This window comes from Telluria mixta (genome assembly GCF_029223865.1).
Lineage (GTDB): Bacteria > Pseudomonadota > Gammaproteobacteria > Burkholderiales > Burkholderiaceae_D > Telluria > Telluria mixta.
Genome location: NZ_CP119520.1, coordinates 3,316,976 through 3,343,112, shown reverse-complemented (window position 1 = coordinate 3,343,112; position 26,137 = coordinate 3,316,976). Strand labels below are relative to the sequence as shown.

At 65.1% G+C, this 26,137-nt stretch carries 27 protein-coding genes and 1 tRNA gene; 13 read left to right on the top strand and 15 right to left on the bottom strand.

Annotated features, from left to right (window positions below; all coding sequences use genetic code 11):
• The first annotated feature begins 63 nt into the window (after positions 1-63).
• The 7 genes from ileS (at position 64) to P0M04_RS14840 (ending at position 8,345) form a co-directional block, all read left to right on the top strand.
• Positions 64-2,952: an isoleucine--tRNA ligase gene (ileS, locus tag P0M04_RS14870; RefSeq protein ID WP_259450020.1), complete on the top strand. Its 2,889-nt coding sequence runs from the start codon at positions 64-66 to the stop codon at positions 2,950-2,952.
• 53 nt (positions 2,953-3,005) lie between these two features.
• Positions 3,006-3,527, top strand: coding sequence for a signal peptidase II (lspA, locus tag P0M04_RS14865; protein WP_259450019.1), 522 nt, complete (start codon positions 3,006-3,008; stop codon positions 3,525-3,527).
• 31 nt (positions 3,528-3,558) lie between these two features.
• The gene (gene coaBC, locus P0M04_RS14860; protein ID WP_259450091.1) at positions 3,559-4,779 is read left to right on the top strand and encodes a bifunctional phosphopantothenoylcysteine decarboxylase/phosphopantothenate--cysteine ligase CoaBC; all 1,221 of its coding nucleotides are present in this window, start codon (positions 3,559-3,561) and stop codon (positions 4,777-4,779) included.
• Between the two features lie 25 nt (positions 4,780-4,804).
• Positions 4,805-5,254, top strand: a complete 450-nt coding sequence (gene dut / locus P0M04_RS14855; RefSeq protein ID WP_259450018.1) for a dUTP diphosphatase — start codon at positions 4,805-4,807, stop codon at positions 5,252-5,254.
• A gap of 14 nt (positions 5,255-5,268) precedes the next feature.
• A complete protein-coding gene (locus P0M04_RS14850) occupies positions 5,269-6,366 on the top strand; it encodes a M48 family metallopeptidase (protein ID WP_259450017.1) in 1,098 nt (365 codons plus the stop codon).
• Between the two features lie 201 nt (positions 6,367-6,567).
• On the top strand, positions 6,568-7,464 hold the full coding sequence (locus P0M04_RS14845; protein WP_259450016.1) for a DMT family transporter: 897 nt from the start codon (positions 6,568-6,570) through the stop codon (positions 7,462-7,464).
• Positions 7,461-8,345, top strand: coding sequence for a DNA-3-methyladenine glycosylase family protein (locus tag P0M04_RS14840; RefSeq protein ID WP_259450015.1), 885 nt, complete (start codon positions 7,461-7,463; stop codon positions 8,343-8,345). The genes P0M04_RS14845 and P0M04_RS14840 overlap by 4 nt, the downstream gene beginning before the upstream one ends.
• A gap of 99 nt (positions 8,346-8,444) precedes the next feature.
• Here P0M04_RS14840 and P0M04_RS14835 read toward each other — a convergent pair whose 3' ends face one another.
• Both P0M04_RS14835 and P0M04_RS14830 read right to left on the bottom strand, forming a co-directional pair.
• The gene (locus tag P0M04_RS14835) at positions 8,445-8,867 is read right to left on the bottom strand and encodes a T6SS immunity protein Tdi1 domain-containing protein (protein ID WP_259450014.1); all 423 of its coding nucleotides are present in this window, start codon (positions 8,865-8,867) and stop codon (positions 8,445-8,447) included.
• A 160-nt stretch (positions 8,868-9,027) separates the two neighbouring features.
• A tRNA-Met gene (locus tag P0M04_RS14830) sits at positions 9,028-9,104 on the bottom strand.
• Positions 9,105-9,276: 172 nt separating this feature from the next.
• Between P0M04_RS14830 and P0M04_RS14825 the strand changes: the two genes are divergently transcribed.
• The 4 genes from P0M04_RS14825 (at position 9,277) to P0M04_RS14810 (ending at position 12,498) form a co-directional block, all read left to right on the top strand.
• Positions 9,277-9,861, top strand: coding sequence for an NUDIX hydrolase (locus P0M04_RS14825; protein WP_025511499.1), 585 nt, complete (start codon positions 9,277-9,279; stop codon positions 9,859-9,861).
• A 13-nt stretch (positions 9,862-9,874) separates the two neighbouring features.
• Positions 9,875-10,597, top strand: coding sequence for a leucyl/phenylalanyl-tRNA--protein transferase (gene aat / locus P0M04_RS14820; RefSeq protein ID WP_259450013.1), 723 nt, complete (start codon positions 9,875-9,877; stop codon positions 10,595-10,597).
• A 61-nt stretch (positions 10,598-10,658) separates the two neighbouring features.
• A complete protein-coding gene (locus tag P0M04_RS14815) occupies positions 10,659-11,387 on the top strand; it encodes an arginyltransferase (RefSeq protein ID WP_259450012.1) in 729 nt (242 codons plus the stop codon).
• A gap of 67 nt (positions 11,388-11,454) precedes the next feature.
• The gene (locus P0M04_RS14810) at positions 11,455-12,498 is read left to right on the top strand and encodes a quinone-dependent dihydroorotate dehydrogenase (protein ID WP_259450011.1); all 1,044 of its coding nucleotides are present in this window, start codon (positions 11,455-11,457) and stop codon (positions 12,496-12,498) included.
• Between the two features lie 134 nt (positions 12,499-12,632).
• Here P0M04_RS14810 and P0M04_RS14805 read toward each other — a convergent pair whose 3' ends face one another.
• From P0M04_RS14805 to P0M04_RS14775, 7 genes are all read right to left on the bottom strand, one after another.
• Positions 12,633-13,565 carry a CysB family HTH-type transcriptional regulator gene (locus P0M04_RS14805; protein WP_259450010.1) on the bottom strand — a complete coding sequence of 311 codons (933 nt, stop codon included), beginning with the start codon at positions 13,563-13,565 and terminating at the stop codon, positions 12,633-12,635.
• Positions 13,562-14,635 carry a sulfate/molybdate ABC transporter ATP-binding protein gene (locus tag P0M04_RS14800; protein ID WP_259450009.1) on the bottom strand — a complete coding sequence of 358 codons (1,074 nt, stop codon included), beginning with the start codon at positions 14,633-14,635 and terminating at the stop codon, positions 13,562-13,564. Before P0M04_RS14800 ends, P0M04_RS14805 begins: the two co-directional genes overlap by 4 nt.
• A gap of 4 nt (positions 14,636-14,639) precedes the next feature.
• On the bottom strand, positions 14,640-15,554 hold the full coding sequence (gene cysW, locus P0M04_RS14795) for a sulfate ABC transporter permease subunit CysW (protein ID WP_259450008.1): 915 nt from the start codon (positions 15,552-15,554) through the stop codon (positions 14,640-14,642).
• Position 15,555: 1 nt separating this feature from the next.
• Positions 15,556-16,398 carry a sulfate ABC transporter permease subunit CysT gene (gene cysT / locus P0M04_RS14790; RefSeq protein WP_259450007.1) on the bottom strand — a complete coding sequence of 281 codons (843 nt, stop codon included), beginning with the start codon at positions 16,396-16,398 and terminating at the stop codon, positions 15,556-15,558.
• 157 nt (positions 16,399-16,555) lie between these two features.
• Entirely contained in the window at positions 16,556-17,329 is a 774-nt protein-coding gene (locus P0M04_RS14785; RefSeq protein ID WP_259450006.1) for a sulfite exporter TauE/SafE family protein, read from the bottom strand.
• Between the two features lie 159 nt (positions 17,330-17,488).
• Positions 17,489-18,127 carry a peroxiredoxin gene (locus tag P0M04_RS14780; RefSeq protein ID WP_036239855.1) on the bottom strand — a complete coding sequence of 213 codons (639 nt, stop codon included), beginning with the start codon at positions 18,125-18,127 and terminating at the stop codon, positions 17,489-17,491.
• 28 nt (positions 18,128-18,155) lie between these two features.
• Positions 18,156-18,542, bottom strand: a complete 387-nt coding sequence (locus P0M04_RS14775; protein WP_036239856.1) for a diacylglycerol kinase — start codon at positions 18,540-18,542, stop codon at positions 18,156-18,158.
• A gap of 129 nt (positions 18,543-18,671) precedes the next feature.
• Here P0M04_RS14775 and P0M04_RS14770 point away from each other — a divergent pair, with 129 nt between their 5' ends.
• Positions 18,672-19,457 carry an IclR family transcriptional regulator gene (locus P0M04_RS14770; protein WP_259450005.1) on the top strand — a complete coding sequence of 262 codons (786 nt, stop codon included), beginning with the start codon at positions 18,672-18,674 and terminating at the stop codon, positions 19,455-19,457.
• Between the two features lie 3 nt (positions 19,458-19,460).
• On the opposite strand, the gene pbpG is transcribed toward P0M04_RS14770, so the two are convergent.
• The 3 genes from pbpG to P0M04_RS14755 all read right to left on the bottom strand — a co-directional run bounded on the left by pbpG (position 19,461) and on the right by P0M04_RS14755 (position 22,333).
• Complete coding sequence (gene pbpG / locus P0M04_RS14765; RefSeq protein WP_259450004.1) at positions 19,461-20,585, bottom strand: D-alanyl-D-alanine endopeptidase; 1,125 nt, start codon at positions 20,583-20,585, stop codon at positions 19,461-19,463.
• A gap of 180 nt (positions 20,586-20,765) precedes the next feature.
• Positions 20,766-21,461 carry a nitroreductase gene (locus tag P0M04_RS14760; protein WP_259450003.1) on the bottom strand — a complete coding sequence of 232 codons (696 nt, stop codon included), beginning with the start codon at positions 21,459-21,461 and terminating at the stop codon, positions 20,766-20,768.
• Positions 21,462-21,472: 11 nt separating this feature from the next.
• The gene (locus tag P0M04_RS14755; RefSeq protein ID WP_259450002.1) at positions 21,473-22,333 is read right to left on the bottom strand and encodes a DMT family transporter; all 861 of its coding nucleotides are present in this window, start codon (positions 22,331-22,333) and stop codon (positions 21,473-21,475) included.
• 324 nt (positions 22,334-22,657) lie between these two features.
• Between P0M04_RS14755 and phaP the strand changes: the two genes are divergently transcribed.
• Positions 22,658-23,233, top strand: a complete 576-nt coding sequence (gene phaP, locus P0M04_RS14750) for a TIGR01841 family phasin (protein ID WP_025511745.1) — start codon at positions 22,658-22,660, stop codon at positions 23,231-23,233.
• Between the two features lie 197 nt (positions 23,234-23,430).
• On the opposite strand, the gene P0M04_RS14745 is transcribed toward phaP, so the two are convergent.
• Genes P0M04_RS14745 through P0M04_RS14735 form a run of 3 tightly spaced genes read right to left on the bottom strand, consistent with a single transcriptional unit; the run spans position 23,431 to position 26,128 of the window.
• A complete protein-coding gene (locus tag P0M04_RS14745; RefSeq protein ID WP_259450001.1) occupies positions 23,431-24,153 on the bottom strand; it encodes an ABC transporter ATP-binding protein in 723 nt (240 codons plus the stop codon).
• Positions 24,153-24,920 (bottom strand): ABC transporter ATP-binding protein, encoded by a 768-nt coding sequence (locus tag P0M04_RS14740; protein ID WP_259450000.1) that lies wholly within the window; start codon positions 24,918-24,920, stop codon positions 24,153-24,155. The genes P0M04_RS14745 and P0M04_RS14740 overlap by 1 nt, the downstream gene beginning before the upstream one ends.
• Positions 24,917-26,128 (bottom strand): ABC transporter permease subunit, encoded by a 1,212-nt coding sequence (locus tag P0M04_RS14735; RefSeq protein WP_259449999.1) that lies wholly within the window; start codon positions 26,126-26,128, stop codon positions 24,917-24,919. Before P0M04_RS14735 ends, P0M04_RS14740 begins: the two co-directional genes overlap by 4 nt.
• Positions 26,129-26,137 lie beyond the last annotated feature (9 nt).

Sequence of the window (26,137 nt, the reverse complement as noted above, 5' to 3'; positions counted from 1 at the left end):
GAACGGGATAACGGCGCGCCGTCCCGTCATCACGAATAACAGCAGTCCATTTTAGAAATCACCATGTCCGATACCAAGCAAGGCCAGAAAGGCCAACAAGGCAACAAGAAGCCGGAGAGCAAGTACCCAGTCAACATGACCGACACCCCTTTCCCGATGCGCGGCGACCTCGCCAAGCGCGAGCCGGGCTGGGTCAAGCAATGGCAGGACAAGAAGATCTACGAACGCGTCCGCAAGGCCGCCGCCGGCCGTCCAAAGTTTGTCCTGCACGACGGTCCGCCGTACGCGAACGGTGACATCCACCTGGGCCACGCCGTCAACAAGATCCTGAAGGACATGGTCGTCAAATCGCGCACCATGGCCGGCTTCGACGCACCCTACGTGCCGGGCTGGGACTGCCATGGCATGCCGATCGAGATCCAGATCGAAAAACAGTTCGGCAAGAACCTGCCGACGGCCGACGTGCTGCAAAAAGCCCGTGCCTACGCACTCGAACAGATCGACCGCCAGCGCACCGGCTTCATCCGCCTGGGCGTGCTGGGCGAATGGGACAACCCGTACCTGACGATGAACTTCAGTAACGAGGCGGACGAACTGCGCGCCCTCGGCACGATGCTCGACAAGGGTTACGTCTACCGTGGCCTGAAGCCCGTGAACTGGTGCTTCGACTGCGGTTCGGCGCTGGCCGAGGCGGAAGTGGAATACCAGGACAAGCGCGACCCGGCGATCGACGTCGGCTTCCCGTTCGCGGAAGGCGACAAGGTCGCGCAGGCGTTCGGCCTGGATGCCCTGCCCCCGGGCGACGGCTTCATCGTGATCTGGACGACGACCCCGTGGACGATCCCGTCGAACCAGGCGCTGAACGTGCACCCGGAAGTGACGTACGCGCTCGTCAAGGCGGATCGCAACGGCCAACCGATCCTGCTGATCGTCGCAAAAGACCTGGCCGAAAGCGTCCTGCAGCGCTACAAGCTGGAAGGCGAAGTCGTCGCGACGACGACCGGCGAGAAGCTGGGCGGCATCCGCTTCAAGCACCCGCTGCACGCGGCCGATCCGTTCTACGATCGCACGTCGCCCGTCTACCTGGCCGACTACGTGACGACCGACAGCGGCACGGGCGTCGTCCACTCCGCGCCCGCCTATGGCCTGGAAGACTTCCAGTCCTGCAAGGCGCACGGCATGAAGGACGACGAGATCCTGAAGCCCGTGATGGGCGACGGCCGTTTCGCGAGCACGCTGCCGCTGTTCGGCGGCATGACGATCTGGGAAGCGTCCAAGCCGATCTGCAATGCCCTCTCCGAAGCCGGCGCCCTGTTCGAACTGAAGATGTTCGACCACAGCTACATGCATTGCTGGCGCCACAAGACCCCGATCGTGTACCGCGCGACGAGCCAGTGGTTCGCCGGCATGGACGTCAAGCCGAAGGACGGCGGCCCCACGCTGCGCGAATCCGCGCTGGCCGGCATCGCCGAGACGCAGTTCTTCCCCGACTGGGGCCAGGCGCGCCTGCACGGCATGATCGCCAACCGTCCGGACTGGACCCTGTCGCGCCAGCGCCAGTGGGGCGTCCCGATGGCCTTCTTCCTGCACCGCGAAACGGGCGAGCTGCATCCGCGCACGCCGGAGCTGCTGGAGCAGGTGGCCAAGCTGATCGAACAGGGCGGCATCGACGCGTGGCACAAGCTCGACCCGCGCGACCTGCTGGGCGATGACGCCGCGATGTACGAAAAGAACCGCGACACGCTGGACGTGTGGTTCGACTCGGGCACGACGCACCAGACCGTGCTGCGCGGCTCGCACGCCGCGCAATCGCACTTCCCGGCCGACCTGTACCTCGAAGGCTCGGACCAGCACCGCGGCTGGTTCCACTCGTCGCTGCTGACGTCGTCGATGCTGAATGGCCGCCCGCCGTACAAGGCGCTGCTGACGCACGGCTTCACGGTCGACGAGCAGGGCAAGAAGATGTCCAAATCGCTCGGCAACACGCTGGCGCCGCAAAAGATCTCCGATACGCTGGGCGCCGACATCCTGCGCCTGTGGGTTGCATCGACCGACTACACGGGCGAGCTGTCGATCGGCGAAGAGATCCTCAAGCGCGTGACGGAATCGTACCGCCGCATCCGCAACACGCTGCGCTTCCTGCTCGCGAACACGTCGGACTTCGATCCGGTCAAGAACGCCGTGCCTGTCGCGGAACTGCTCGAGATCGACCGCTACGCAATGGCCGAGACGGCGCGCCTTCAGGCGGACATCGCCGCGCACTTCGAGCGCTACGAATTCCACCCGGTCGTCGCGCGCCTGCAGAACTTCTGCTCGGAAGACCTGGGCGGCTTCTACCTCGACATCCTGAAGGACCGCTTGTACACCACCGGCGTGGACTCGTTCGCGCGCCGCTCGGCGCAGACCGCGCTGTGGCACATCGCGCACGCGCTGCTGCGCATCATGGCGCCGATCCTGTCGTTCACGGCCGAGGAAGCGTGGGCCGTGTTCGCGGGCGAACAGGCCTACAAGGACAGCGACGAGACCATCTTCACGCAGACGCTGTGGACCTTCCCGGCCATCGCGGACAGCGCCGCCCTGCTGGACAAGTACGCGCTGCTGCGCGCCGTTCGTGCGGACGTCACCAAGCAGCTGGAAGAAGTGCGCGCATCGGGCGCGATCGGCTCGTCGCTGCAGGCGGAACTGGCGATCAAGGCCGCCGGCGAGAAGTACGCCACGCTGGCCAGCCTGGACGACGACCTGAAGTTCGTGTTCATCACGTCGCAGGCCACCGTCGAACAGGTGGCGGATGCGGCGGCGGAAGCCGTCACCGTCACGCCGTCCGACGCCGCCAAGTGCGAGCGCTGCTGGCACTACCGCCGCGACGTGGGACATGACCACGCGCATCCGGGCCTGTGCGGCCGCTGCACGAGCAACCTGTTCGGCAGCGGGGAACAGCGCCGCTTCGCCTGACGTACCTGCGCCCCGGGCCACGTGCCCGGGGTTTCCACTCTACGACCATCGACATGGCCAGCAAAAAAAAACCAACATTCTCCGCCGTCTCGTCGCGCTCGGGCGGCAGCCTCACCCCGTGGCTCGGCATCGCCTTCATCGTCATCCTGCTCGACCAGATCAGCAAGATCACCATCACGCGCACCTTCGTGCACGGCGAAGAGAAACACATCACCAGCTTCTTCAACCTGGTCCTCGCGTATAACAAGGGCGCCGCATTCAGCTTCCTGTCCGACCAGGGCGGCTGGCAGCGCTACCTGTTCGCCGGCATCGCCATCGCGGCCGTCGGCTTCATCATCTACCTGCTGCGCAAGCACGCGGGCCAGCGCATGTTCTGCTGGGCCCTCGCGCTGATCATGGGCGGCGCCCTCGGCAATCTCGTCGACCGCGTCGCGTACGGCCACGTGATCGACTTCCTCGACTTCTACTGGCGCGGCGTCGGCCACTTCCCGGCCTTTAACATTGCGGATACCGCCATCACGATCGGCGCCTTCCTGTTCATCATCGATGAACTGCGCCGCGTGAACAAACACTGAGCAAGCACTGAGCATGGGAGAGATCATGAGCATGGACCTGAAGGGCAAGAAGATCGTCCTCGGCCTGTCCGGCGGCGTGGCCTGCTACAAGGCCGCGGAACTGTGCCGCGCCCTCACCAAACAGGGCGCGCACGTGCAGGTCGTGATGACCGAAGCGGCCACCCATTTCATCGGCACCGTGACGATGCAGGCGCTGTCCGGCCGCAGCGTCTACACGGACCAGTGGGATGGGCGCATCCCCAACAACATGGCGCACATCGACCTCACGCGCGATGCCGACGCCATCCTCGTCGCGCCCTGCTCGGCCGACTTCCTGTTCAAGCTCGCGCACGGCGCCACCGACGACCTGCTGTCGACCCTGTGCCTCGCGCGCCCGCACCACGTGCCGCTGCTCGTCGCGCCGGCGATGAACGTCGAGATGTGGGAAAAGGCGCCCACGCAGCGCAACGTCGCGCAACTGCGCGAGGATGGCGTATGCATCCTCGGCCCGGCCGCGGGCTCGCAGGCCTGCGGCGAGACGGGCATGGGCCGCATGCTCGAACCGGACGAACTGCTCGAGGAACTCGTCGCCTCGTTCCAGCCGAAACTCCTGGCCGGCAAGCGCGTCCTGATCACGGCCGGTCCGACGTATGAAGCGATCGACCCCGTGCGCGGCATCACCAATCTGTCGTCCGGGAAGATGGGCTATGCGATCGCGCGTGCCGCGCGCGAGGCCGGCGCCGACGTCACGCTCGTCTCCGGCCCGACGTCGCTGCCCGCGCCGCATGGCGTGCGCCGCATCGACGTGCAGAGCGCGCGCCAGATGCTGGACGCCGTCATGCAGGCCGTCCCGGGGCAGCACATCTTCGTGGGCGTGGCGGCCGTCGCCGACTGGCGCGTGGACAATGCCAGCGACCAGAAGATCAAGAAGGACGGCAGCGGCGACGCCCCGCAACTGCACTTCGCCCAGAACCCGGACATCCTCGCGACCGTCGCCGCGACCACGTCGCTGAACGGCTGGCCGTATTGCGTCGGCTTCGCGGCCGAATCGGAAAACCTGATCGAATACGGCGCCGTCAAGCGCGAGAAAAAAGGCATTCCTCTGCTCGTGGGCAATATCGGCCCGCAGACGTTCGGGCAGGATGAGAATGCGATCGTGCTGTTCGACGAAAGCGGCCACACGGTGCTCCCGCGCGCGACCAAGCTGGAACTGGCGCGCCAGCTCGTTTCCGAGATCGCCAAGCGCCTGGAACAGCGTTCGCTGCTGGCCTGATTCACCTGTACCACTCAAGCACTCCATGAAGACTATCGACCTGAAAATCATCGACCCGCGCATGAAGGACTTCCTGCCGGCCTACGCCACCGCGGGCAGCGCCGGCCTCGACCTGCGCGCCTGCATCGAGGCGCCCATGACCATCGCCCCCGGCGAGACCGTGCTGGTGCCGACCGGCCTCGCCATCCACATCGGCGATCCGGGCTATGCGGCGATGATCCTGCCGCGCAGTGGGCTCGGCCATAAGAACGGCATCGTTCTGGGTAATCTGGTAGGCTTGATCGACTCCGATTACCAGGGCCAGCTGATGGTCTCGACCTGGAATCGCGGCCAAGCCACGTTCACGCTGCAGCCGATGGACCGCCTGGCGCAGCTGATCGTGGTGCCTGTCATGCAGGTGGGCTTCAACGTCGTGGAGGATTTCGCAACGAGCGACCGGGGCGCCGGAGGATTCGGCTCCACCGGCAAACAATAAACTATGAGGAGCACATGACCGGACATCGTCGTCAGCGCCCCGCGGGCATCAAGACTGCCGCGCTGGGCATCACCGCAGCCCTGCTGCTGTCGGCCTGCGCCACGCAGGCACCGCGCCAACCATCGGCCACGCCGCGCGTCACCGAACGCCCCGTCGAAGCCCCGGCCCTGAGCCCGCAGATGGCTGCCGCCGCCGACACCCTGACGAAGATGGCGGTCCTGCAGGAGCGTCTGTACAAGGTCGCAGCGCCCCTGCTGATCCAGAATGCGGAACTGTGCAAGGGCCAGGCCCGCAACCTGCTCGGCTTCACGGCGAAGAACCGCTGGTCCTATCCGGGCGAATACAACGAAGCCGCGCACGTCGCCTTCGGCATGGACGAGCGCCTGCAGGTGACCGACGTGCTGGCCGGCAGCGGCGCGGCGCGCGCCGGCCTGCAGTCCGGCGACGTGCTGCTCGCGGCCGCCGGCAAGCCCCTGCCGACCGGCGAACATGCGCTGTCCCAGGCGGGCGCCGTGTTCGGCAAGATCATCGCGTCGCAAGCGAGCCTGCCGATGACGATCGAGCGCCGCCGGAGCGAGCGCCAGCTGACCATTCCCGTCACGCGTGCGTGCGCCTTCGCGATCGAACTGGGCAACGCCGACAACGTCAACGCGTACGGCGACGGCAGCCGCGTGCTCGTCACGCGCGGCATGATCAACTTCACGCACGACGACGACGAACTGGCCTTCGTGCTGGCGAAGACGATGGCCCACAACATGCTGGGCCACCCGTCCTCGCAACGCAACAGCGCAACGCTCGGCAGCATCATCGACAACCTGAAAAGCATCACGCCCGACACGTCGATGCTGATCGGCAGCGGCGGCATCAAGGCCATGCCGGCCGATGCCGATGCAGCCGCCGACCGCCTCGCCATCTACCTGGCCGCGCGCGCCGGCTACGACGTCAAGGATGCGCCCGCGTTCTGGAACCGCCTGGCCGAAAGCTATCCGCCCAGCGTGTTGAACGGCTACAGCGCCAATCATCCCGCGCTGCCGCAGCGCCTGTCCGCCATGGAGAAAGCGATCGCGGACGTCAAGGCCAAGCGGTCCGCGAAGAAGCCGCTGGTGCCTTGAGCATCGACGCATCCGCGTGATCGACCAGGGCCGCGCTTGCGGCCCCTTTTCATGCCCCCTCCGGCAGGGTTTCCCACCTTTTTGTATCATTACCAATTCCCCGCCCCCGTCGCGCAATTCGAGCGCAAGAAACGGGAAGGCGAAGGAAGCCCGCGCGTCCATCATCCGGCGCCGGCCCGACCTGATACCGATCCAGGAACCATGAACACTGCCAACCTGCTGCGCCTCATCCTGCTTGCCTCCATCTGGGGCGGCTCCTTCCTGTTCATGCGCATCAGCGCGCCGACACTCGGCCCCGCGGTGCTCATCGAATTCCGCGTGCTGTTCGCGGCGCTGTTCCTCGCCATCGTCGGCGTCGTCCTCAAGAAGCGCCTCGACCTGCGCGCCCACTGGAAGCATTACTTCATCCTCGGCTTCTTCAACTCCGCGTTCCCGTTCCTGCTGTTCGCGTTCGCGGCGCGCACCTTGCCGGCGTCGGTGCTGGCCGTGCTGAACGCGACCGCGCCGATGTGGGGCGCGCTGCTCGGCGCCGTGTGGAGCCGCCAGGCGATCCGCGCGCGGACGGCCCTGGGCCTCGTGCTCGGCACCGTCGGTGTCGCGCTGCTCGTCGGCTTCGACCACGCGACGAGCCGCCCCGGCGCCGGCCTCGCCGTCGCCGCCGCGCTGGTGGCCGCGTTGAGCTACAGCGTCGCGAGCCTGTACGCGCGCACGGCGAAAAGCGTGGAGCCCTTCGCCAACGCGCACGGCACGATGTGGACGTCCGCATTGATGGTCCTGCCCGCCCTGCCCCTGTTCCCGCCCGCCGGCGCGCCGACCGTGGGCATCGTCGGCGCCGTGATCGCACTGGGTGTGCTGTGCAGCGGCATCGCGTACATCCTGTACTTCAGGCTGATCGAGCAAGTCGGCACGACGTCCGCCCTCACCGTCACGTTCCTGAGCCCCGTCTTCGGCATCCTGTGGGGCGCGCTGTTCCTCGGCGAGGCGATCGGCTGGTACACGATCGTGGGCTCGGCCATCACGCTGGTCGGCACCGCGTTCGTCACCGGCTTCGTTCCCCGCTTCGGCCGCACCGCGCCGGTGCCGGCATCCAGCAAATGAGCCACAGCCGTCATACGATCGCGCTGCCTGCCGGTTATCGGCACGCGGACGCCTGTACGTTCCATGGCCGCGATGCCGATGCGCTGGCCGAAGTCGTCGACGCGGACGCGGGCCGCATCCGCAAGGGCGTGCTGCTGGGTGGCGTGCCGACGCTGATCGACATCGCGCTGCATGCGGACCGCGCCGAGTGCGTCGTCGAGAGCGACGGCACCGTCTCGGCGGCTGCAATCCACGACGCCCTCGTGAACATGCTGGGCCTGCGCATCGACCCCGCGCCGTTCGAGCAGGCCGTGCGCGACGATCCGTTGTTCGGCCCCGTCGTCGCGCGCCAGCCGGGCCTGCGCGTCATCCAGTCGGCCACCGTGTTCGAGGCGCTGACGTGGGCCATCATCGGCCAGCAGATCAACCTGCCGTTCGCCATTTCCCTGCGCCGCACGTTCATCGGCCTGGCGGGACGGCCGCATTCGAGCGGCCTGTGGTGCTATCCGGAGGCGGCCGACGTGGCCCGTCTAGATCTCGATCAACTGACCAGTCGAAAATTTTCCGGCGCAAAGGCGGAGACGCTGCTGCGCTTCGCCCGCCTCGTGGCCGACGGCGCGCTGCCGCTGGACCGCAGTGATGACCCGGCCGGCGTGAGCGAGCGCCTGCTCGCGGTCAAGGGCATCGGCCCGTGGACCGTCAACTATGCGCTGCTGCGCGGCTGGGGCTACGCCGATTGCTCGCTGCACGGCGACGTGGCCGTGCGTAACGCCATCGGCCGGCTGACGGGCGGCGAGCGGCCCGGCATGCGCGAAGCCGAAGCATTTCTCGAAGCCTATCGTCCGCACCGCACGATGGCTGCGGCCTACCTCTGGGCCAGCCTGAACCAGCCCGCCGGCTGACGCCGCTTTGTGCCGCCACAAGGCGCGGCCGTCCCGCTTGTGGTGCCCGATGGACGAGCAGCCCGTCACCCGGTCGGCCTGCTGCGGCGGTTCCAGGCTCTAGTTGTAGTCCTGCCAGCGCGGCAGCCCGTCGAACTGCTGGGCGCCTTCGCCGGCGAACCGGATCAGTTCCGGCAGCGGCACCATGGCCAGGTTGTCGCGCCCGTAGTGCCCGCCCAGCGCACTGGGTATTTTCAGACAATACTTGCGCCCGGCCGTCAGCGGGCCCAGGGCCGTCTCGGCCAGGCGGACCTGCTCGGGCATGTACCAGCCATCGAGGAATTCCTGGTTGTACGACAGGGCGTCGAGGGCGGCGCGGTCTTCGGCCACCGGTTCGCAGCGCAGGTCTTGCGGCGACAGGCGCCAGTACATGCCGTCCTCGTCGCGGACGATCAGATTGCCGAAGGCGTTCTCGCCCAGCACCTCGACGGCGTGGAGGCCGGTCCAGCCCCACGCCTCGTTGATGTCTTCCACAGTAATCATTCGTTGGCTCCGCTTTCAACGCACACGGAGACTTCGACCGGGCCGGGCGGCGATCGTTGCGGGGATCGTTGGTATGCTTGAGACGGGTCGAACGGGCCGGCGCGGCCGGCCCAAAATGAAAAAGCCGCTGATCCGGAACAGGATCAGCGGCTTTGGAATCTGGTTGCGGGGACAGGATTTGAACCTGTGACCTTCGGGTTATGAGCCCGACGAGCTGCCAGACTGCTCCACCCCGCGTCTGATGATTCGTATTATACGCACCTTCCACACTTTAGGCAATCGCAGTTCTCCGGCTCGCCCGGATCGCAGCATAAGCTGCCTCCGCCGGGGTGCGAAGCGCCGGCGGATTGCGGCCCAGTCGCCCCCAATACAGTGGTAAAGTAAAGGCAATTCAATTCATCCGTTTCCTATGAAATTCTGTTCCGAGTGCGCCCACCCGGTCACGGTGGCCATCCCCGAGGGCGACAACCGTCCGCGTTTCGTGTGCACCCATTGCGGCACGATCCACTACCAGAACCCGAAGATGGTGATCGGCTCGATCCCCGTGTGGGAACAGGACGGCGAACTGAAGGTCCTGCTGTGCAAGCGCGCCATCGAGCCGCGCTACGGCTACTGGACGCTGCCGGCCGGCTTCATGGAAAACGGCGAGACCACCGGCGCGGCCGCCGCACGCGAAACGGAAGAGGAAGCGGGCGCCAACATCGAACTGGGCAATCTGTTCACCCTGCTGAACGTCGTGCACGTGCACCAGGTCCATATGTTCTATCTGGCGCGCCTCGTCGACCTGGACTTTGCCCCTGGCATCGAAAGCCTGGACGTGCAATTGTTCAGCGAAGCCGAGATCCCGTGGGGCGACCTGGCCTTCCCCACGATCCGCACGACGCTCGAACTGTTCTTCGCCGACCGCGCGCGGATGCGCGAAAGCGGCGGCACCTATGAATTCCACACCCGCGACATCGCGGGCCCGATGCGGGCGCCCGTCCAACCCGACTGAAACACGCACGACGATGATCCCCTGGCTCGAGGCCCATACGCCGTTTCCCGACGTGTCCGAGGCGTTGACGACCGACGCGCCGGGCCTGCTCGCGGCCGGCGCGGACCTCTCGCCGCAACGCCTGCTGCAGGCGTACCGGAACGGCATCTTCCCCTGGTTTTCCGAAGGCCAGCCGATCCTCTGGTGGAGCACCGACCCGCGCATGGTGCTGTACACCGACCGCTTCAAGGTCAGCGCAAGCCTCCAGAAGACGCTGCGCAAGATCGAGCGCAGCCGCCAGGCCGGCGGGCCGTGGGTCGTGCGCTTCGACGGCGCCTTCGAAGCCGTGATGCGTGCCTGCGCCGCGCCCCGCAAGGACGGGCCCGGCACGTGGATCTCGGAAGACATCATCGCCGGCTACACGGGCCTGCACCGCATGGGTTTTGCGCACTCGTCCGAAGTGTGGCTGGACGGCGAGCTGGTCGGCGGCGCCTACGGCGTCTGCATCGGCCGCATGTTCTACGGCGAATCGATGTTCGCGCGCGTGTCGGACGCGTCGAAGGTCGCGCTGGCCTACCTGGTCGCCTTCTTGCGCAACCACGGCGTCACGATGATCGACTGCCAGCAGGAGACGGGCCACCTGGCCTCGCTCGGTGCCGTGCCGATCCCGCGCCGGGAATTCCTGCAGCACCTGCGCCAGGCGATCCAGGAACCGCCGATCGCGCGCTGGGAAGTCGCGTCACCGTTGACCACCTAACGGTGCGCGGCGCCGTCTTTGGCTACAATGGGTCCAACACACGTCGTTCCGAGAGCTTTGCATGACGCACCTGAATGATCTGCCATTTTCCACGCTGCAGTTCTATACGACGGCACCGTATCCTTGCAGCTACCTCGACGCACGCCAGGCCCGCTCGCAGGTCGCCACGCCGTCGCACCTGATCAATGCGGACGTGTATTCGGAACTCGTGCGCAACGGTTTCCGCCGCAGCGGCATCTTCACCTACCGTCCCTATTGCGACGGCTGCCGGGCCTGCATCCCCGTGCGCGTCGCCGCCGAGCGCTTCACGCCCAACCGCAGCCAGCGGCGCGCGTGGAAGCATCACGAGGACCTGACGGCGATGGTGGCCAACCTGTCGTTCTCCGACGAGCACTATGCACTGTACCTGCGCTACCAGACCACGCGCCACGTGGGCGGCGGCATGGACCAGGACAGCCGCGACCAGTACGCGCAATTCCTGCTGCAGAGCCGCGTCAACACGCGCCTCGTGGAATTCCGCGAGCCGGACGGGACGTTGCGCATGGTGTCGATCATCGACGTGCTGTCGGACGGCCTGTCGTCCGTCTACACGTTCTTCGACCCGGACGTGGCCGGCGCCTCGTTCGGTACGTACAACGTCATGTGGCAGATCGGCCAGGCGCGCGAACTGGGCCTGCCCTACGTCTACCTCGGTTACTGGATCGAGCAGAGCCCGAAGATGGCGTACAAGATCAATTTCAAGCCGCTGGAAGCCCGTATTGACGGCGTATGGGGTGTGCTGGATCGTTGAAGGCCGAAGGACATGCGGTATTGCTGCCACACAAGGTAAAATGTCGCGAATTCTCGATTAGGCCACCATGTCCGACAAACTCCTGTACGCCCTCGCCCGCCCGCTGCTGTTCTCTCTCGATCCCGAAACGGCCCACAACGTCACCCTGCCCGCCCTGCGCCGCGCGGCGGCATTGGGATTGACGGGCATCGTCAGGAAACCGAAACCGGATCCGCGCACGGTCATGGGCATCACGTTCCCGAACCCGGTCGGCCTGGCCGCCGGCCTGGACAAGGACGGCGCCTACATCGACGGCCTGGCTGCCCTCGGCTTCGGCTCCATCGAGATCGGCACCGTGACGCCGCGTGCCCAGCCGGGCAATCCGCGGCCGCGCATGTTCCGCCTGCCGGCCGCGCGCGGCATCATCAACCGGATGGGCTTCAACAACGGCGGCGTCGACGCCTTCGTCGCCAACGTCCAGGCATCGCGCTTCTATCAGGAACGCCAGGGCGTGCTGGGCCTGAACATCGGCAAGAACGCCGACACGCCCATTGAACGCGCGGCCGACGACTACGTGGCTTGCCTGCGCAAGGTGTATCCGTATGCCAGCTACGTCACCGTGAATATTTCGTCGCCGAATACGAAGAACCTGCGCCAGCTGCAGGGCGCGTCCGAACTGGATGCCCTGCTGTCGCAGCTGAAGGAAGAACAGTCGCGCCTGGCCGACAAGTACGGCCACTACGTGCCGCTGGCGCTGAAGATCGCGCCGGACGTCGACGGCGACCAGATCCGCAATATCGGCGGCGCCCTCGTCCGTCACGGCATCGATGGCGTGATCGCCACCAATACCACGCTGGCCCGCCGCGACGTGGAAGGCATGCGCCACGCGACCGAACAGGGCGGCCTGTCGGGCGCACCCGTGTTCGAGCAGTCGACCATCGTGATCCGTGCGCTCAGGGCCGAAGTCGGCACCGCCGTGCCGATCATCGGCGTGGGCGGCATCCTGAGCGGACGCGATGCGAAGGCCAAGATCGATGCGGGCGCCCAGCTCGTGCAGTTGTACAGCGGCCTGATCTACCGGGGGCCCGCACTCGTGCGCGAGTGCGCAGACGCGCTGCGCGCGCAACGCTGACAAGGGCGTTTGCCCTAGCACGTCGTCCCCGCGGAGGCGGGGACCCAAGTATGAGGATTAGCCCATAAACCGTCATTCCCGCCTGCGCGGGAATGACGTTGGTTTATGTTGCGTTCGATTGTGTGTAGCGGCTTTTAATCCGCTACCACCGGATGCAGCGCCTTCTCGATATCCATCTTGGTAAAGCCCTGCGCGAAGCGCTCAATGAAGTCATAGGCATACGCGCGCAGGTAGGCACCGCGGCGCACCGCGAGACGCGTCACGTTCGGCGCGAACAAATGCGACGACTCGATCGCACGCAGCCCGCGGTCGCGGCCGTGGTCGAACGCCATCGAGGCGACAATACCGACACCCATCCCCAGCGACACGTATTGCTTGATGACGTCCGAATCCATCGCCGTCAGCATGATGTCCGGGCTCACGCCGGCAGCGGCGAACGCGGCGTCGATGTGGCTGCGGCCGGTAAAGCCCACGTCGTACGTGATCAGCGGGAATTCGGCCAGGTCGGACAGTTTGATGGGCGACTGCTGCAGCAGCGGATGACCATCCGGCACGACGACGAGGTGGCTCCAGCGGTAGCACGGGAACGACACGAGGTCGGGGAACGTCGACAGGCCTTCCGTCGCGATGCCGATGTCGGCGCGGCCCGACAGCACCCATTCCGCGATGTGTTCCGGCGCACTCTGCTGCAGGGCGATGCGCACGCCCGGGAACGCCGTACGGAACGCCTGCACCACCTGCGGCAGCGCATAGCGCGCCTGCGTGTGGGTGACGGCGACCGTCAGCGTGCCGCTGTCCTGCGCGGCGTATTCGCTGCTGGCCTGCTGCAGGTTTTCCGCTTCGACGAGCAGGCGCTCGATGATCTTCAGGATGCCCTTGCCCGGATCCGTGAGGCCGGTCAGGCGCTTGCCGTTGCGCTCGAAGATGACGACGCCCAGCTCGTCCTCCAGCTCACGGATCTGGCGCGACACGCCCGGCTGCGACGTGAACAGGGCATTCGCCACATCGGTCAAATTAAAATTGCGGCGCGCGGCTTCGCGCACCGAACGCAACTGCTGGAAATTCATATGTCCGCTCCCTGATCAACAAATACGTGCATGCGCTTGGGTTTCACCAGCAGCGTCTCGCCGTCGCGCAGTCCCAGTTCGCGATAGCGCTCGTTCGGGATGACGGCTTCGATGATCTGGGCGTTGTCGGCGCGCTCCAGGTCCAGCTGGGCCAGCGGGCCGATCGCGTGCGCGCGGCGCAGTTTCACCGCGACCCCCTCCCCGCCTGCGACATAGCGCTCGACGTCGAGGTCGTGGGGACGGACGTAGGCGATGCCTTCGCCGTTCTTCACGTCCGCGAACTGGGGCGCGTGGAACGTGGCGTCGCCGCTGGCCAGCACGCCGTCGTTCACGCGGCCGTGGAACAGGTTGACGTTGCCCAGGAAGCCGTAGACGAATGGCGACACGGGGTGGTTGTACACGTCGCTAGGCGTGCCCAGCTGCTCGATATGGCCCTTGTTCATCAGGACGACCTGGTCCGCCACTTCGAGCGCCTCTTCCTGGTCGTGGGTGACGAAGATCGACGTCACGTGCAGCTCGTCGTGCAGCTGGCGCAGCCAGCGGCGCAGTTCCTTGCGCACTTTCGCATCGAGCGCGCCGAACGGTTCGTCCAGCAGCAGCACGCGGGGCTCCACGGCGAGGGCGCGCGCGAGGGCGATGCGCTGGCGCTGGCCGCCGGACAGTTGCGGCGGATAGCGGTCGGCAATCCAGTCCAGCTGCACGAGCTCCAGCAGCTTTTTCACTTTCTCGCGGATCACTGCTTCCGACGGACGCTCCTTGCGCGGCTTGACGCGCAGGCCGAAGGCGACGTTCTCGAACACGGTCATGTGCTTGAACAGCGCGTAATGCTGGAACACGAAACCGACCTGGCGCTCGCGCACATGGCGGTTCGACGCGTCGTCGCCGTCGAGCAGCACGCGGCCCGCGTCCGGGAACTCCAGGCCGGCGATGATGCGCAGCAGCGTGGTCTTGCCGCAGCCGGACGGGCCCAGCAGCGCCGTCAGCTCGCCGTCGGCAAACTTCAGCGACACGTCGTCCAGGGCCGTGAACTGGCCGAACTGCTTGCGGATGTGTTGGACTTCGATCGTCATGGTATTACTCCGTGGTGTGGTCCTGCACGCTGGCCTTCCGGGCCTGGTGCATGCGCCATTCGATAAAGGTTTTCACCGCCAGGGTCACGAGGGCCAGCAGTGCCAGCAGCGACGCGATCGCGAACGCGGCGGTGAAGTTGTATTCGTTGTAGAGGATCTCGACCTGCAGCGGCATCGTGTTCGTCTCGCCGCGGATGTGGCCGGAGACGACCGACACGGCGCCGAACTCGCCCATCGCCCGGGCGTTACAGAGGATCACGCCGTACAGCAGGCCCCACTTGATGTTCGGGAGCGTGACCTTGAAGAAGGTCTTCCAGCCGGACGCGCCCAGCACGAGGGCCGCCTCTTCCTCTTCGCTGCCCTGCGCCTGCATCAGCGGGATCAGTTCGCGGGCGACGAACGGGAACGTGACGAAGATGGTCGCCAGCACGATGCCCGGCACGGCGAACAGGATCTTGATGTCGTGGTCCATCAGCCACGGGCCGAACCAGCCCTGCGAACCGAACAGCAGCACATAGATCAGGCCCGCGATCACGGGCGACACGGAGAACGGCAGGTCGATCAGCGACAGCAGGATGCTCTTGCCGGGGAAGTCGAACTTGGCGATGGTCCACGCGGCGGCCACGCCGAACACGAGGTTCAGCGGCACGGCGATGCCGGCGGCGATGAATGTCAGCTTGATGGCGGACAGCGCGTCCGGATCGATGACGGCTTCCTTGTACGTGTCCCAGCCCTTCTTCAGGGCTTCGGTGAACACGGCCACGAGCGGCACGAACAGGAACAGCGTGAGGAACAGCAGCGCCACGGCGATCAGCGCATAGCGCACCCAGCTTGGCTCCAGCGTATTGGTGGCCTTGCGCGGCGCCTGGGCGACGACCGCCGCCTTGTCTTTCAGGTGATTGTCGAGAACGGCACTCATATTATTTGCCCGCACGCTTGCGCGCCCAGGCCTGCAGCAGGTTGATGGCCAGCAGGAGGATGAACGACACGAGCAGCATCACGACGGCGATGGCCGTGGCGCCCGTGTAGTCGTACTGCTCCAGCTTGGTGATGATGAACAGCGGCGTGATCTCGGAGATCATCGGCATGTTGCCGGCGATGAAGATGACCGAGCCGTACTCGCCGGTGGCGCGGGCGAACGCGAGGGCGAAGCCCGTCAGCAGCGCCGGCACGACGCTCGGCAGGATCACGCGGGTAAAGGTCTGCCACGGGCTGGCACCCAGGCTGGCGGCCGCTTCTTCCAGTTCGCGCTCCGCGTCTTCCAGCACCGGCTGCACCGTGCGCACGACGAACGGCAGGCCGATGAAGGTCAGCGCGATGACGACGCCCAGCGGCGTGAACGCGACCTTGATGCCGAGCGGCTCCAGGTGCTTGCCGATCCAGCCGTTGGACGAATACAGCGACGTCAACGTGATGCCGGCGACGGCGGTCGGCAGCGCGAACGGCAGGTCGACGAGCGCATCGACGAAGCGCTTGCCGGGGAACTGGTAACGCACGAGCACCCACGCGACGATGCCCCCGAACACGACGTTGATCCCGGCGCCGATCAGCGCGGCGCCGAAGCTCAGGCGGTACGACGCCATGACGCGCGGCGACGTCACGGCGCTCACGAAGGCATCCCAGCTCATCGTGAACGTCTTCAGGAAGATGGCCGACAGCGGGATCAGCACCAGCAGCGCCAGATAGAAAATCGTGAACCCGAGCGAGAGCCCGAACCCGGGGATCACCCGGTTGGCGCTGTTACGGGATAGTAAAGTGGTCATCGGTCGCCTTATTACAATTTCTTCTAACGGAACGAAATAATCTCACTGGAAAGACATATTACAAACGAAGCATTCCTCATTTGCATAGACGTTTCCCGCATTAGCAAGATCCAAAAAGCAGGAAAGGCGCCTTGCGGCGCCTTTTCCTCAGTTCAACTTAGTGGAGCAGCTTGACCGCCACTCCCGCCAGTGTCATCGCCAACAATCCCCGCAATACTTTCTCGGGAACGGCCCGGGCGGCCCATGAGCCGATCGTGATCCCGGGCAGCGAGCCGACGAGCAGCGCCGACAACAGCGCCCAGTTGATCGAGCCCAGCCACCAGTGGCCGAACGCCGCGATCGCGGTCAGCGGCACGGCATAGGCGATGTCGGTGCCGGCCACCTCGGCCGGCGTGAGGCGCGGGTACAGCATGACGAGCAGCGTGGCGCCGATCGCACCGGCGCCGATCGACGAGACCGTCACGAGCGTACCCAGCACCGCGCCGGACACGACCGTGGCAACGACGAGGCTGCGACCCTGCAGCTGGCGCGACGGCTTGGCGTTGACCCAGGCGAGCATCTTGCCGCGGAACAGGATGGCGACGACGGTCAGCAGCACGGACACGGCGATCGAATAGCGGATGACCTTGCCGAGGGACGCATTGAGCGGCCCGAAATATTGCAGGGCGAGCGTCGCGACGATGGCGGCCGGCAGCGCCCCGAGGCACAGGCGGCCGACGATGTCCCAGTGCACGGTCCCGCGTACACGGTGGGTGACGGTGCCGGCGGTCTTGGTGATCGAGGCGAAGGCGAGGTCGGTGCCGACGGCCACGGATGGCGTGACGCCGAACAGCAGCGTCAACAGCGGCGTCATCAGCGAACCGCCGCCGACCCCGGTCATGCCGACCAGCAGGCCAACGGCGAATCCCGACAGAATGTATTGAATGGACATGCTTTACCCCCAGAATGGCTCCAAGGGTAATGGTCCTCAGCCGCAAAACAAACAACACGTTCCTTATTTGCTTATGCGGGCTGTGCTTGAGGCCAACATGATGCCGGCGTCACGCGTGGACAGCGGAGCTGTCCACCCTACGAATAACGCGCTAAGCGATTATTTATTTGGCTGCGGGGTCAGACGGAGATACGGCTTCGGTGCATTGAAACCCTTCGGATATTTCTGCTTCAGCTGCTCCGGATCCTGAATGGTCAGCGGGATGATCACGTCGTCGCCATCTTTCCAGTTGCCCGGCGTCGCCACGGTATAGCCGTCGGTCAGTTGCAGGGCGTCGATCACGCGCAGCACTTCGTCGAAGTTGCGGCCAGTGCTCATCGGGTAGGTGATGATCAGGCGCACTTTCTTGGCCGGATCGATCACGAACAGCGAGCGCACGGTCGCGGTGGCCGACTGGTTCGGGTGGATCATGTCGTACAGCGTCGATACCGATTTATCGGCATCGGCGATGATCGGGAAGCCGACGACGGTCTGCTGGGTTTCCTCGATATCCTTGATCCATGCCTTGTGCTGCTCGGCCGGGTCGACGGACAGCGCGATCGCCTTGACGTTGCGCTTGTCGAATTCCGGCTTCAGTTTCGCGGTCAGGCCCAGCTCGGTCGTGCACACCGGCGTGAAGTCGGCCGGGTGCGAGAACAGCACCACCCAGGAATCGCCCGCCCACTCGTGGAAGCGGATGCGGCCGATGGTGGAATCCTGTTCGAAATCCGGAGCCGTGTCGCCCAGGCGTAAAGTCATGTTGTTCTCCTTAGTGTGAAGGGGTACGTCAGAAAAAGCGGTTGTACAGGACGACGGCCCAGGTTGCGCCCGCCATCGTGATCGCCAGCGCCACCGCGGCGCTGCCCAAGTCCTTGGCGGCCTTGGACAGCGGATGGCGCTCCAGCGAGACGCGGTCGACGACGGCCTCGATGGCCGCGTTGATCAGTTCCACGAGCAGCACGAGTCCCAGCACGGCGATCAGCGCCAGTTTCTGGAAGGCCGAGATCTTCAGCAGCAGCGCGACGACGGTGAGCGGCACCGCGACCATCACCTCCTGCCGGAACGCGTGCTCGTTCTTCCAGGCGGTCTGGAAGCCCTGCATCGAATAGCGGAACGCGCCCGCAATACGGCCCAGGCCGCCCTTACTCTTGAACTCGCTGCTCGGTTGATCCATGTATGTTCGACAATCTGTACAGAAACGCCATTATGCCCATACAGCTCGGCTCCCACGCAACATCATTACCTAATATTTTCACATTATGGTATAAAGTAGAGAAATATACCGCACTGCACCAACCACATCATGAAAATGGAAACCCCTGAACCGGCGAAGACTTCCATCCAGGTGATCGAGCGCATGGTGGCGCTGCTCGACGTACTGGCCAGTTATCCCGACCCCGTGAGCCTGAAAGAGTTGTCGAAGATCTCGGGCCTGCACCCGTCGACGGCGCACCGCATCCTGAACGACATGGTCGTGACGCGGTTCGTCGACCGCGTGGAACCGGGCACCTACCGTCTCGGCATGCGGCTGCTCGAACTGGGCAACGTGGTCAAGAGCCGGCTGTCCGTGCGCGAGGCGGCAGTCGACCTGATGCGGGCGCTGCACAACAAGACCAAGCAGACCGTCAACCTGTCGGTGCGCCAGGGCGACGAGATCGTCTACATCGACCGCGCCTTTTCCGAGCGTTCCGGCATGCAGGTCGTGCGCGCGATCGGTGGCCGCGGCCCGTTGCACCTGACGTCGACCGGCAAGCTGTTCTTGTCGATCGACGAACCGAAGGCGATCCGCGCGTATGCCACGCGCACGGGCCTCGCGGGCCACAACAAGAACTCGATCACGGACCTGACGCGCCTGGAGCGCGAACTGTCGCTCGTGCGCGCACGCGGCTATGCGCGCGACAACGAGGAACTGGAGCTGGGCGTGCGCTGCATGGCGGCCGGCATCCACGACGACAGCGGCAAGCTGGTCGCGGGCCTGTCGATCTCGGCGCCGGCGGACCGCCTGCAGGACGAATGGCTGGAAGACCTGGTGAACACGGCCGCGCAGATTTCCGCGACCCTGGGCCACCGCGTCGGTGGCGCGGTCTGACCCTTACTGAACGACCGGCGCGGTCGCTGCGGCGGAGACCGTCGCCGGCACCGTCGCCGACACGGTGACAGGCACGCCGGTGGCGGCCGTGGCGGGCACGCCGGCCGGCTTGAGCGCTTCGAGCCAGCGGCGCATGCGGCCCGCATCGGCCGTGCGCGACTGCTTGCCCTTCGAATCGAGGAACACCATGATCACGTTGCGGCCCTGGATCATGGCCTGCATCACGAGGCAGCGCCCCGCTTCGTTGATGAAGCCCGTCTTCTGCAGGCCGATGTTCCAGTCGGGCGAAGCGACAAGGTAGTTGGTGTTGTGATACTGCAGCGCCCGGCCGCTGGCCTGGACGACGTAGTTCGGATCCGTCGTGTACTGGCGCAGCAGCGGTTCCTGGTGCGCCACCTTGACGAGCTTGGCCAGATCGCGCGCGCTCGAGATGTTCTGGCTCGACAGGCCGCTCGAATCCACATAATGCGTATCGTTCATGCCGAGTTCGCGCGCCTTCGCATTCATCGCTTCGACGAAGGCCGTGATCCCGCCCGGATAATTGCGGCCCAGCGCCGCGGCGGCGCGGTTTTCCGAGCTCATCAGCGCGATGTGCAGCAGGTTGCCGCGCGTCATGCGGGCGCCGACGGGCAGGCGGGAGCTGGTGAATTTGTGGCGGTCGACGTCGGCCTCGGTGACCGTCAGCACTTCGTCCAGGTCCTGATGGGCCTCGACGACGAGCAGGCCCGTCATCAGCTTGGTGATGGAGGCGATCGGCAGCGCGACGGCGGCATTCTTTTCGAACAGTACTTCCGAGCTCTGCTGGTCCAGCACGTAGGCGACGTTCGAGCGCAGGTCGAGCGGATCGTGCGTGCGGCTCAGGCCGGCGATGTCGCCGGCGCTGAGCATGGCGACGGCGGGCGCGGCGCGGCGGACGCGCTGGATGACGACGCGGCGCTTGCCGTGCACCATCTCGATCCGGCGCACCATGCGCTGGCGGTTGTCGTCCGCGATGACCTTGGCCAGGTTGGTGCGCTTGGCCTTGACCCGCTTGGTCGCGGCCGCATGCCCCTTGTGCTTGGTCGCGGCTGCGGCGGGTTCGAGCACGAACATCATGGAAATGGCGGCTGCCAACGCGAGCTTAAGCATCTGAAAATCCTTGAACGCGAACTGAAGAGCACACAATGCAGTGTAGCGGATGACGAATGGAGCGCAAGTGCGCATCCGACGACTGTACCATCTACGCCCATTTTTTTCTACAACGCAAAATGCGATGCGTTGTAGAAATCTCTTGGTTTTTCAATAGCTTGCGAAGACAAGTATAGCGTGCTAGTCCAGGAAACGGGTGAACGACGAGAGGGGTTCGCGTTCCGTGACGAGCGTATTTTCCACCTTGCCGGGGTCGGCGAACCCCAGTGCCATGCCGCACACGACCATCTCGTTCTCGGGCAGACCGAGCTCATCGGAAATGATGCGGTGGAATTGCGTGAACGCGGCCTGCGGACACGTGTCGAGCCCGCGGCCGCGCGCGGCGACCATGATGTTCTGCAGGAACATGCCATAGTCGAGCCAGGAGCCCTGCTCCATGATGCGGTCGATGGTGAAGATCATGCCGACGGGCGCATCGAAGAAGCGGTAGTTGCGGCCGTGCTGGGCCGCCATGCCGGCCTTGTTGTCGCGCGTGAGACCCAGCAGCGCATACAGGTCCCAGCCGACCTTGCGGCGCCGGTCGACGAACGGCGACACCCATTCGCGCGGATAGTACGCGTACTCCTCGACGTGCTCGCGGTTCTGCACCGGGTCCGCATAGGCGGCCAGGATGCGGTCGGACAGCCGTTCTTTTGCCGCCCCCGTCAGTACGTGCACCTTCCACGGCTGCGTGTTCGTGCCGGACGGCGCGCGCGCCGCCACTTCCAGGATGGCTTCGATATCCTCGCGCGCGACCGGAGTCTCCAGGTAGGCGCGGATCGACCGCCGCGAGGTGATGGCGGCGTCCACCGCGCGTTGTTGTTCGTTGCTGATCATGCAATCTCCATTTATTTTTTGACGACGAATGCGACGCCCAGTACCGCGACGACCATGCCCGCCAGGCCAAGGATGTTCAGCTTCTCGCCGAACATCAGCCAGGCCATCAGGGCGGTGGTGGGCGGCGTCAGGTACAGCAGACTCGTCACGCGGGTCGCGTCGTTGCGGCTGATGAGGCGGAACAGCAGGAAGATGGCGCCGATCGACAGCGCCAGGATCGCCCACAGCAGCGCCCCCACGAATTGCGGCGTCCAGTGGATGTTTTCCAGGCGCGGCCCAAAACCTTCCAGCAGCACGGCAAACGGCAGCAGTGCGAGCACGGACGTCGCGTACTGGATCACGGTGCCGGTGCGCAGGTCGAATGTCGGACAGAAGCGTTTCTGGTACATCGTGCCCGCCGTGATGGACAACAGGGCCAGCACGCACAGCGCGATCGCGGCCGGCGACAATCCGTTCAGGTGGATCTTCGCGGCGACCACGAGGCCGACCCCGCACAGGCCCAGTCCCAGCCCCAGCCATTGGCGCGGCCGGACCTTTTCGCCGATCAATGGCGCGGCGATGGCCGTGAGGATCGGCTGCATGCCCACGATCAGCGCGGACAGCCCGGCCGGCATGCCCAGCTTGATCGCGCCCCATACACCGCCGAGGTAGCCCGCCTGCAGCAGCAGCCCGGCCACCGCTACGTGGCGGATGCGCCCACGCGGCCAGGCGGCACCCGTCAACAGTACGACGGGCAGCAGGATCAGGACGGCGCCCAGGCAACGCAGGATGAGAAAGGACATCGGCGGCGCGTACGGCAAGCCGTATTTCGCGGCAATGAAACCGGTGCTCCAAAGGACAACGAAAAACAGCGGCATCGGTTGAATGATCATTCGGCAAGTCTAGCATGGCTGACCTTACTCGTTTGCCCTTGCTGCAAAGCACTAAAGTGTTGTAACGGCGCAAACAAAAACGGCGCAAACGTTTGTATTTGTTGATCTTACTCAAGAGAGTACGGTTGTATTGTGCGACGCATCAAAAGTGCTTGACGCATAATCGAAAACCGGGAAAAATGACTTCATGTTGCGGCGCACCATCAGCGCACTTTATCAGGCAGTCCCGAGTTTTTCCCTGTTTCACCGCTTCACTGGTCCATGCAGGTGTCCCAAGACACCTGAAAAGCAAAAGTTCATAACGATCCATTACTGGAGAACCATATGTTTGCATTCCCTGAGCAGTTTTCGAACGCGACCAAAGCCAACCTCGAATCCCAGTTCGCCCTGTTTTCGGCCCTGACCTCCAAGACTTTCGAAGGCGTGGAGAAGCTGGTGGACCTGAACATCAACACCGTCAAGGCCGCCCTCGAGGACTCGTCGGCAACCACGCGTCAGCTGCTGGCTGTCAAGGATGCCCAGGAATTCTTCGCCGTGTCGGCTTCGCAAGCCCAACCGGCTGCTGAAAAAGCCCTGGCCTACAGCCGCCAGGTGGCATCGATCGCCGCCGACACCGGCGCCGAATTCTCGAAAGCTGCCGAAAGCCAGTTCGCTGAAGTCAACCGCAAGGTGATCTCGCTGGTCGACGAAGTGACCAAGAACGCCCCGGCCGGTTCGGAGACCTATGTCTCGGCCCTGAAAACCGCCATCAGCAACGCCAATGCCGGCTACGAACAGTTCACCAAGACGACCAAGCAGGCCGTCGAGGCGATCGAATCGAACCTGAACGCCGCCGTATCGCAGTTCACGCAAGCCACCCGCAAGGCTGGCGCTGCCGCCAACTCGGCTGCTGCTGCCTAAGCTGTACTAGTCACACCGCGCTGCTTCCTCTCCTGGAAGCCGAACGGCCCGGACCGCGCAAGCGGTTCCGGGCCGTTTGTTTTAGTTAGCGCTTGCTCCGTCGTTCCCGCGCAGGCGGGAACCCAAGTTGGTTGCATTTCGATAGCTCAAGCAAAATTGGGTCCCCGCCTTCGCGGGGACGACGATATACAAGGCAACTATTCTCCGAGGTACGCCGCCTGCACCCGCGGATCGTTCAACATGTCCTGCGCATTCCCCGTCATGGTGATCGCGCCGGATTCCATCACGTAGGCGCGGTGCGCCGCCTGCAGCGCCAGCTTCGCGTTCTGTTCCACGAGCAGGACCGTGATGCCCTGCTTCGACACGTCGCGGATCACCTCGAAGATCTTTTCGACCATGATCGGCGCGAGCCCCATCGACGGCTCGTCCAGCAGCAGCAGGGTCGGATGGCACATCAGCGCGCGCGCCATCGCCAGCATCTGCTGCTCGCCGCCGGACAGCGTCCCGGCCAGCTGGCCGGAGCGTTCTTTCAGGCGCGGGAACACCGTGTACCACTTCTCGACGTCGGCCTCGATGCCGGCCTTGTCGTTGCGCGTGTAGGCGCCCATCAGCAGGTTTTCGTGGATGGTCATGCGCGTGAACACGCCGCGGCCTTCCGGCACCATGGCCAGCTTCTGCTCGACGAGCTTGAACGATTTATTTGCGTTCAGCGCCTGGCCGAGATAAGTGATCGTGCCTTCCACCTTGCATGGCGGGAGCGTGCCCGTGATCGCTTTCAGCGTGGTCGTCTTGCCCGCGCCGTTGGCGCCGATCAGCGTGACGAGTTCGCCGCGGTTGACTTCCAGGTCGATCCCTTTGACGGCCTTGATGCCGCCGTACGCCACCTTCAGGCCGGAAATTTTCAAAACATTATCGGCCATCAGTGGGCACCTCCTAGATAGGCTTCGATGACGGCCTGGTTCTTCTGGATCTCGGCCGGCAGCCCTTCCGCGATCAGTTTGCCGTACTCCAGCACCGAAATGCGGTCGCACAGCCCCATCATGAGTTTCACGTCGTGTTCGATCAGCAGGATCGTGACGCCCGCGCCCTGGATCTTGACCAGCAGCTCGCGCAGCGCGACCTTTTCCGTCGCATTCATGCCGGCCGCGGGCTCGTCCAGCGCGAGCAGCTTCGGTTCCGTCGCCAGTGCGCGCGCGATTTCCAGGCGGCGCTGGTCGCCGTACGACAGGAAGCGCGCCGTGCGCTGGGCAAATTGCCCGATGCCGACGAAGTCCAGCAGCTCCTGCGCGCGGGCGCGGATCGCGGCCTCTTCCCGGCGCGCGGCGCCGTGGCGGAAGATGGCGCCGAACACGCCCTGGTGCGTGCGCACGTGGCGCCCGACCATCACGTTTTCCAGCGCGGACATTTCACCGAACAGGCGGATATTCTGGAACGTGCGCGCGATGCCCGCCTTGGCGACGGCATGCGGCGCGGACGGCGAATACGGCTTGCCGTCCAGCTCGAACGTGCCCGTGTCCGGTTGATACAGGCCCGTGATCACGTTGAAGAACGTGGTCTTGCCGGCGCCGTTCGGGCCGATCAGGCCGTAGATCTGGCCTTTCATGATCTTGATGCCGACGTCCGTCAGGGCCTGCAGGCCGCCGAAGCGTTTGTTGACGCCGGAGATGTTCAGCAGGATGTCGCTCATGCTTCGCTCTCTTCTTTCTCTTCCTTGGCGAGGGCGGCCGCCGGGCGGTCTTCCTTCACGGGCGACGGCCACAGGCCCGCCGGACGGTTCAGCATGATCAGGACCATCGCCAGGCCGTACAGCAGCTGGCGCAACACCTCGGCTTCGATGACGACCTTGCCGAACAGCGCCTGCTGCGCCGGCTCGACGACGTGGCGCAGCACTTCCGGCAACGCGGCCAGCAACACGCCGCCCATCACGACACCGGGAATGTGGCCGATACCGCCCAGCACAACCATCGCCAGCACGGCGATGGATTCCGTCAGCGAGAACGATTCCGGTGAGACAAAGCCCTGGAACGCCGCGAACATGGCGCCCGCCACGCCGCCGAACGACGCGCCCATCGAGAACGCGAGCAGTTTCACGTTGCGGGTGTTGATGCCCATCGCCTTCGCGGCGATCTCGTCTTCGCGGATCGCGACCCAGGCGCGGCCCAGGCGCGAATGCTGCAGGCGGCTCGTCATGAAGATCGTCACGATGCACAGCAGCAGGAACAGGAAGTAATAGGCATTCACGGACGGCATGCCGAAGCCGCCGATGTACACCGTCGCGCGGGACCCCGCCTCGCCGGCCAGCGACACGCCGAAGATCCGGATCGGATCGATCAGGTTGATGCCTTGCGGGCCGTTGGTGAAATTGATCGGATCGTTCAGGTTGTTCATGAAGATCCGGATGATCTCGCCGAAGCCCAGGGTGACGATCGCGAGATAGTCGCCGCGCAGTTTCAGCGTCGGGGCGCCCAGCAGCGCGCCGAACAGCGCGGCCACGAGCCCCGCCAACGGGACGACGAACCAGACCGACAAATGGATGCCGTTCGTGCGCACGTCCTCGCCGAAGGTGCGCACGATGGCGTCCTGCAGTTCGGGGTGGTAGTTCACGACGGATTCCAGCAGCGCGGCGAACTGCGGCGATGCGAACAGGCCCGTCAGGTACGCGCCGACGGCGAAGAACGCGATGTAGCCCAGGTCGAGCAGGCCGGCGAAGCCGACGACGATGTTCAGGCCCAGCGCCAGCATGATGTACAGCAGCGCCATGTCGAGGATGCGCACCCACGAGTTGCCGAACTGGGCGGCCACGAATGGGAAGATGAGCATCACGGCCAGCAGCACGGCCATGCTGGCGTACGACTGGCGCGGTTTGTGGACGGTGTCGAAAGTGAGGAGAGCCATGGGATCGAT

Excerpts from the sequence above, each read along its gene's own strand:
- phaP (WP_025511745.1), top strand. The coding sequence starts at position 22,658 with ATGTTTGCATTCCCTGAGCAGTTTTCGAACGCGACCAAAGCCAACCTC.
- P0M04_RS14840 (WP_259450015.1), top strand. The coding sequence starts at position 7,461 with ATGAGCCACAGCCGTCATACGATCGCGCTGCCTGCCGGTTATCGGCAC.
- pbpG (WP_259450004.1), bottom strand. The coding sequence starts at position 20,585 with ATGCTTAAGCTCGCGTTGGCAGCCGCCATTTCCATGATGTTCGTGCTC.
- dut (WP_259450018.1), top strand. The coding sequence starts at position 4,805 with ATGAAGACTATCGACCTGAAAATCATCGACCCGCGCATGAAGGACTTC.
- cysW (WP_259450008.1), bottom strand. The coding sequence starts at position 15,554 with ATGAGTGCCGTTCTCGACAATCACCTGAAAGACAAGGCGGCGGTCGTC.
- P0M04_RS14810 (WP_259450011.1), top strand. The coding sequence starts at position 11,455 with ATGTCCGACAAACTCCTGTACGCCCTCGCCCGCCCGCTGCTGTTCTCT.
- P0M04_RS14825 (WP_025511499.1), top strand. The coding sequence starts at position 9,277 with ATGAAATTCTGTTCCGAGTGCGCCCACCCGGTCACGGTGGCCATCCCC.
- ileS (WP_259450020.1), top strand. The coding sequence starts at position 64 with ATGTCCGATACCAAGCAAGGCCAGAAAGGCCAACAAGGCAACAAGAAG.
- P0M04_RS14785 (WP_259450006.1), bottom strand. The coding sequence starts at position 17,329 with ATGTCCATTCAATACATTCTGTCGGGATTCGCCGTTGGCCTGCTGGTC.
- P0M04_RS14850 (WP_259450017.1), top strand. The coding sequence starts at position 5,269 with ATGACCGGACATCGTCGTCAGCGCCCCGCGGGCATCAAGACTGCCGCG.
- P0M04_RS14735 (WP_259449999.1), bottom strand. The coding sequence starts at position 26,128 with ATGGCTCTCCTCACTTTCGACACCGTCCACAAACCGCGCCAGTCGTAC.
- coaBC (WP_259450091.1), top strand. The coding sequence starts at position 3,559 with ATGGACCTGAAGGGCAAGAAGATCGTCCTCGGCCTGTCCGGCGGCGTG.
- P0M04_RS14760 (WP_259450003.1), bottom strand. The coding sequence starts at position 21,461 with ATGATCAGCAACGAACAACAACGCGCGGTGGACGCCGCCATCACCTCG.
- P0M04_RS14755 (WP_259450002.1), bottom strand. The coding sequence starts at position 22,333 with ATGATCATTCAACCGATGCCGCTGTTTTTCGTTGTCCTTTGGAGCACC.
- P0M04_RS14845 (WP_259450016.1), top strand. The coding sequence starts at position 6,568 with ATGAACACTGCCAACCTGCTGCGCCTCATCCTGCTTGCCTCCATCTGG.
- lspA (WP_259450019.1), top strand. The coding sequence starts at position 3,006 with ATGGCCAGCAAAAAAAAACCAACATTCTCCGCCGTCTCGTCGCGCTCG.
- P0M04_RS14770 (WP_259450005.1), top strand. The coding sequence starts at position 18,672 with ATGAAAATGGAAACCCCTGAACCGGCGAAGACTTCCATCCAGGTGATC.
- cysT (WP_259450007.1), bottom strand. The coding sequence starts at position 16,398 with ATGACCACTTTACTATCCCGTAACAGCGCCAACCGGGTGATCCCCGGG.
- P0M04_RS14775 (WP_036239856.1), bottom strand. The coding sequence starts at position 18,542 with ATGGATCAACCGAGCAGCGAGTTCAAGAGTAAGGGCGGCCTGGGCCGT.
- P0M04_RS14780 (WP_036239855.1), bottom strand. The coding sequence starts at position 18,127 with ATGACTTTACGCCTGGGCGACACGGCTCCGGATTTCGAACAGGATTCC.
- P0M04_RS14800 (WP_259450009.1), bottom strand. The coding sequence starts at position 14,635 with ATGACGATCGAAGTCCAACACATCCGCAAGCAGTTCGGCCAGTTCACG.
- P0M04_RS14835 (WP_259450014.1), bottom strand. The coding sequence starts at position 8,867 with ATGATTACTGTGGAAGACATCAACGAGGCGTGGGGCTGGACCGGCCTC.
- P0M04_RS14815 (WP_259450012.1), top strand. The coding sequence starts at position 10,659 with ATGACGCACCTGAATGATCTGCCATTTTCCACGCTGCAGTTCTATACG.
- P0M04_RS14805 (WP_259450010.1), bottom strand. The coding sequence starts at position 13,565 with ATGAATTTCCAGCAGTTGCGTTCGGTGCGCGAAGCCGCGCGCCGCAAT.
- P0M04_RS14745 (WP_259450001.1), bottom strand. The coding sequence starts at position 24,153 with ATGGCCGATAATGTTTTGAAAATTTCCGGCCTGAAGGTGGCGTACGGC.
- aat (WP_259450013.1), top strand. The coding sequence starts at position 9,875 with ATGATCCCCTGGCTCGAGGCCCATACGCCGTTTCCCGACGTGTCCGAG.
- P0M04_RS14740 (WP_259450000.1), bottom strand. The coding sequence starts at position 24,920 with ATGAGCGACATCCTGCTGAACATCTCCGGCGTCAACAAACGCTTCGGC.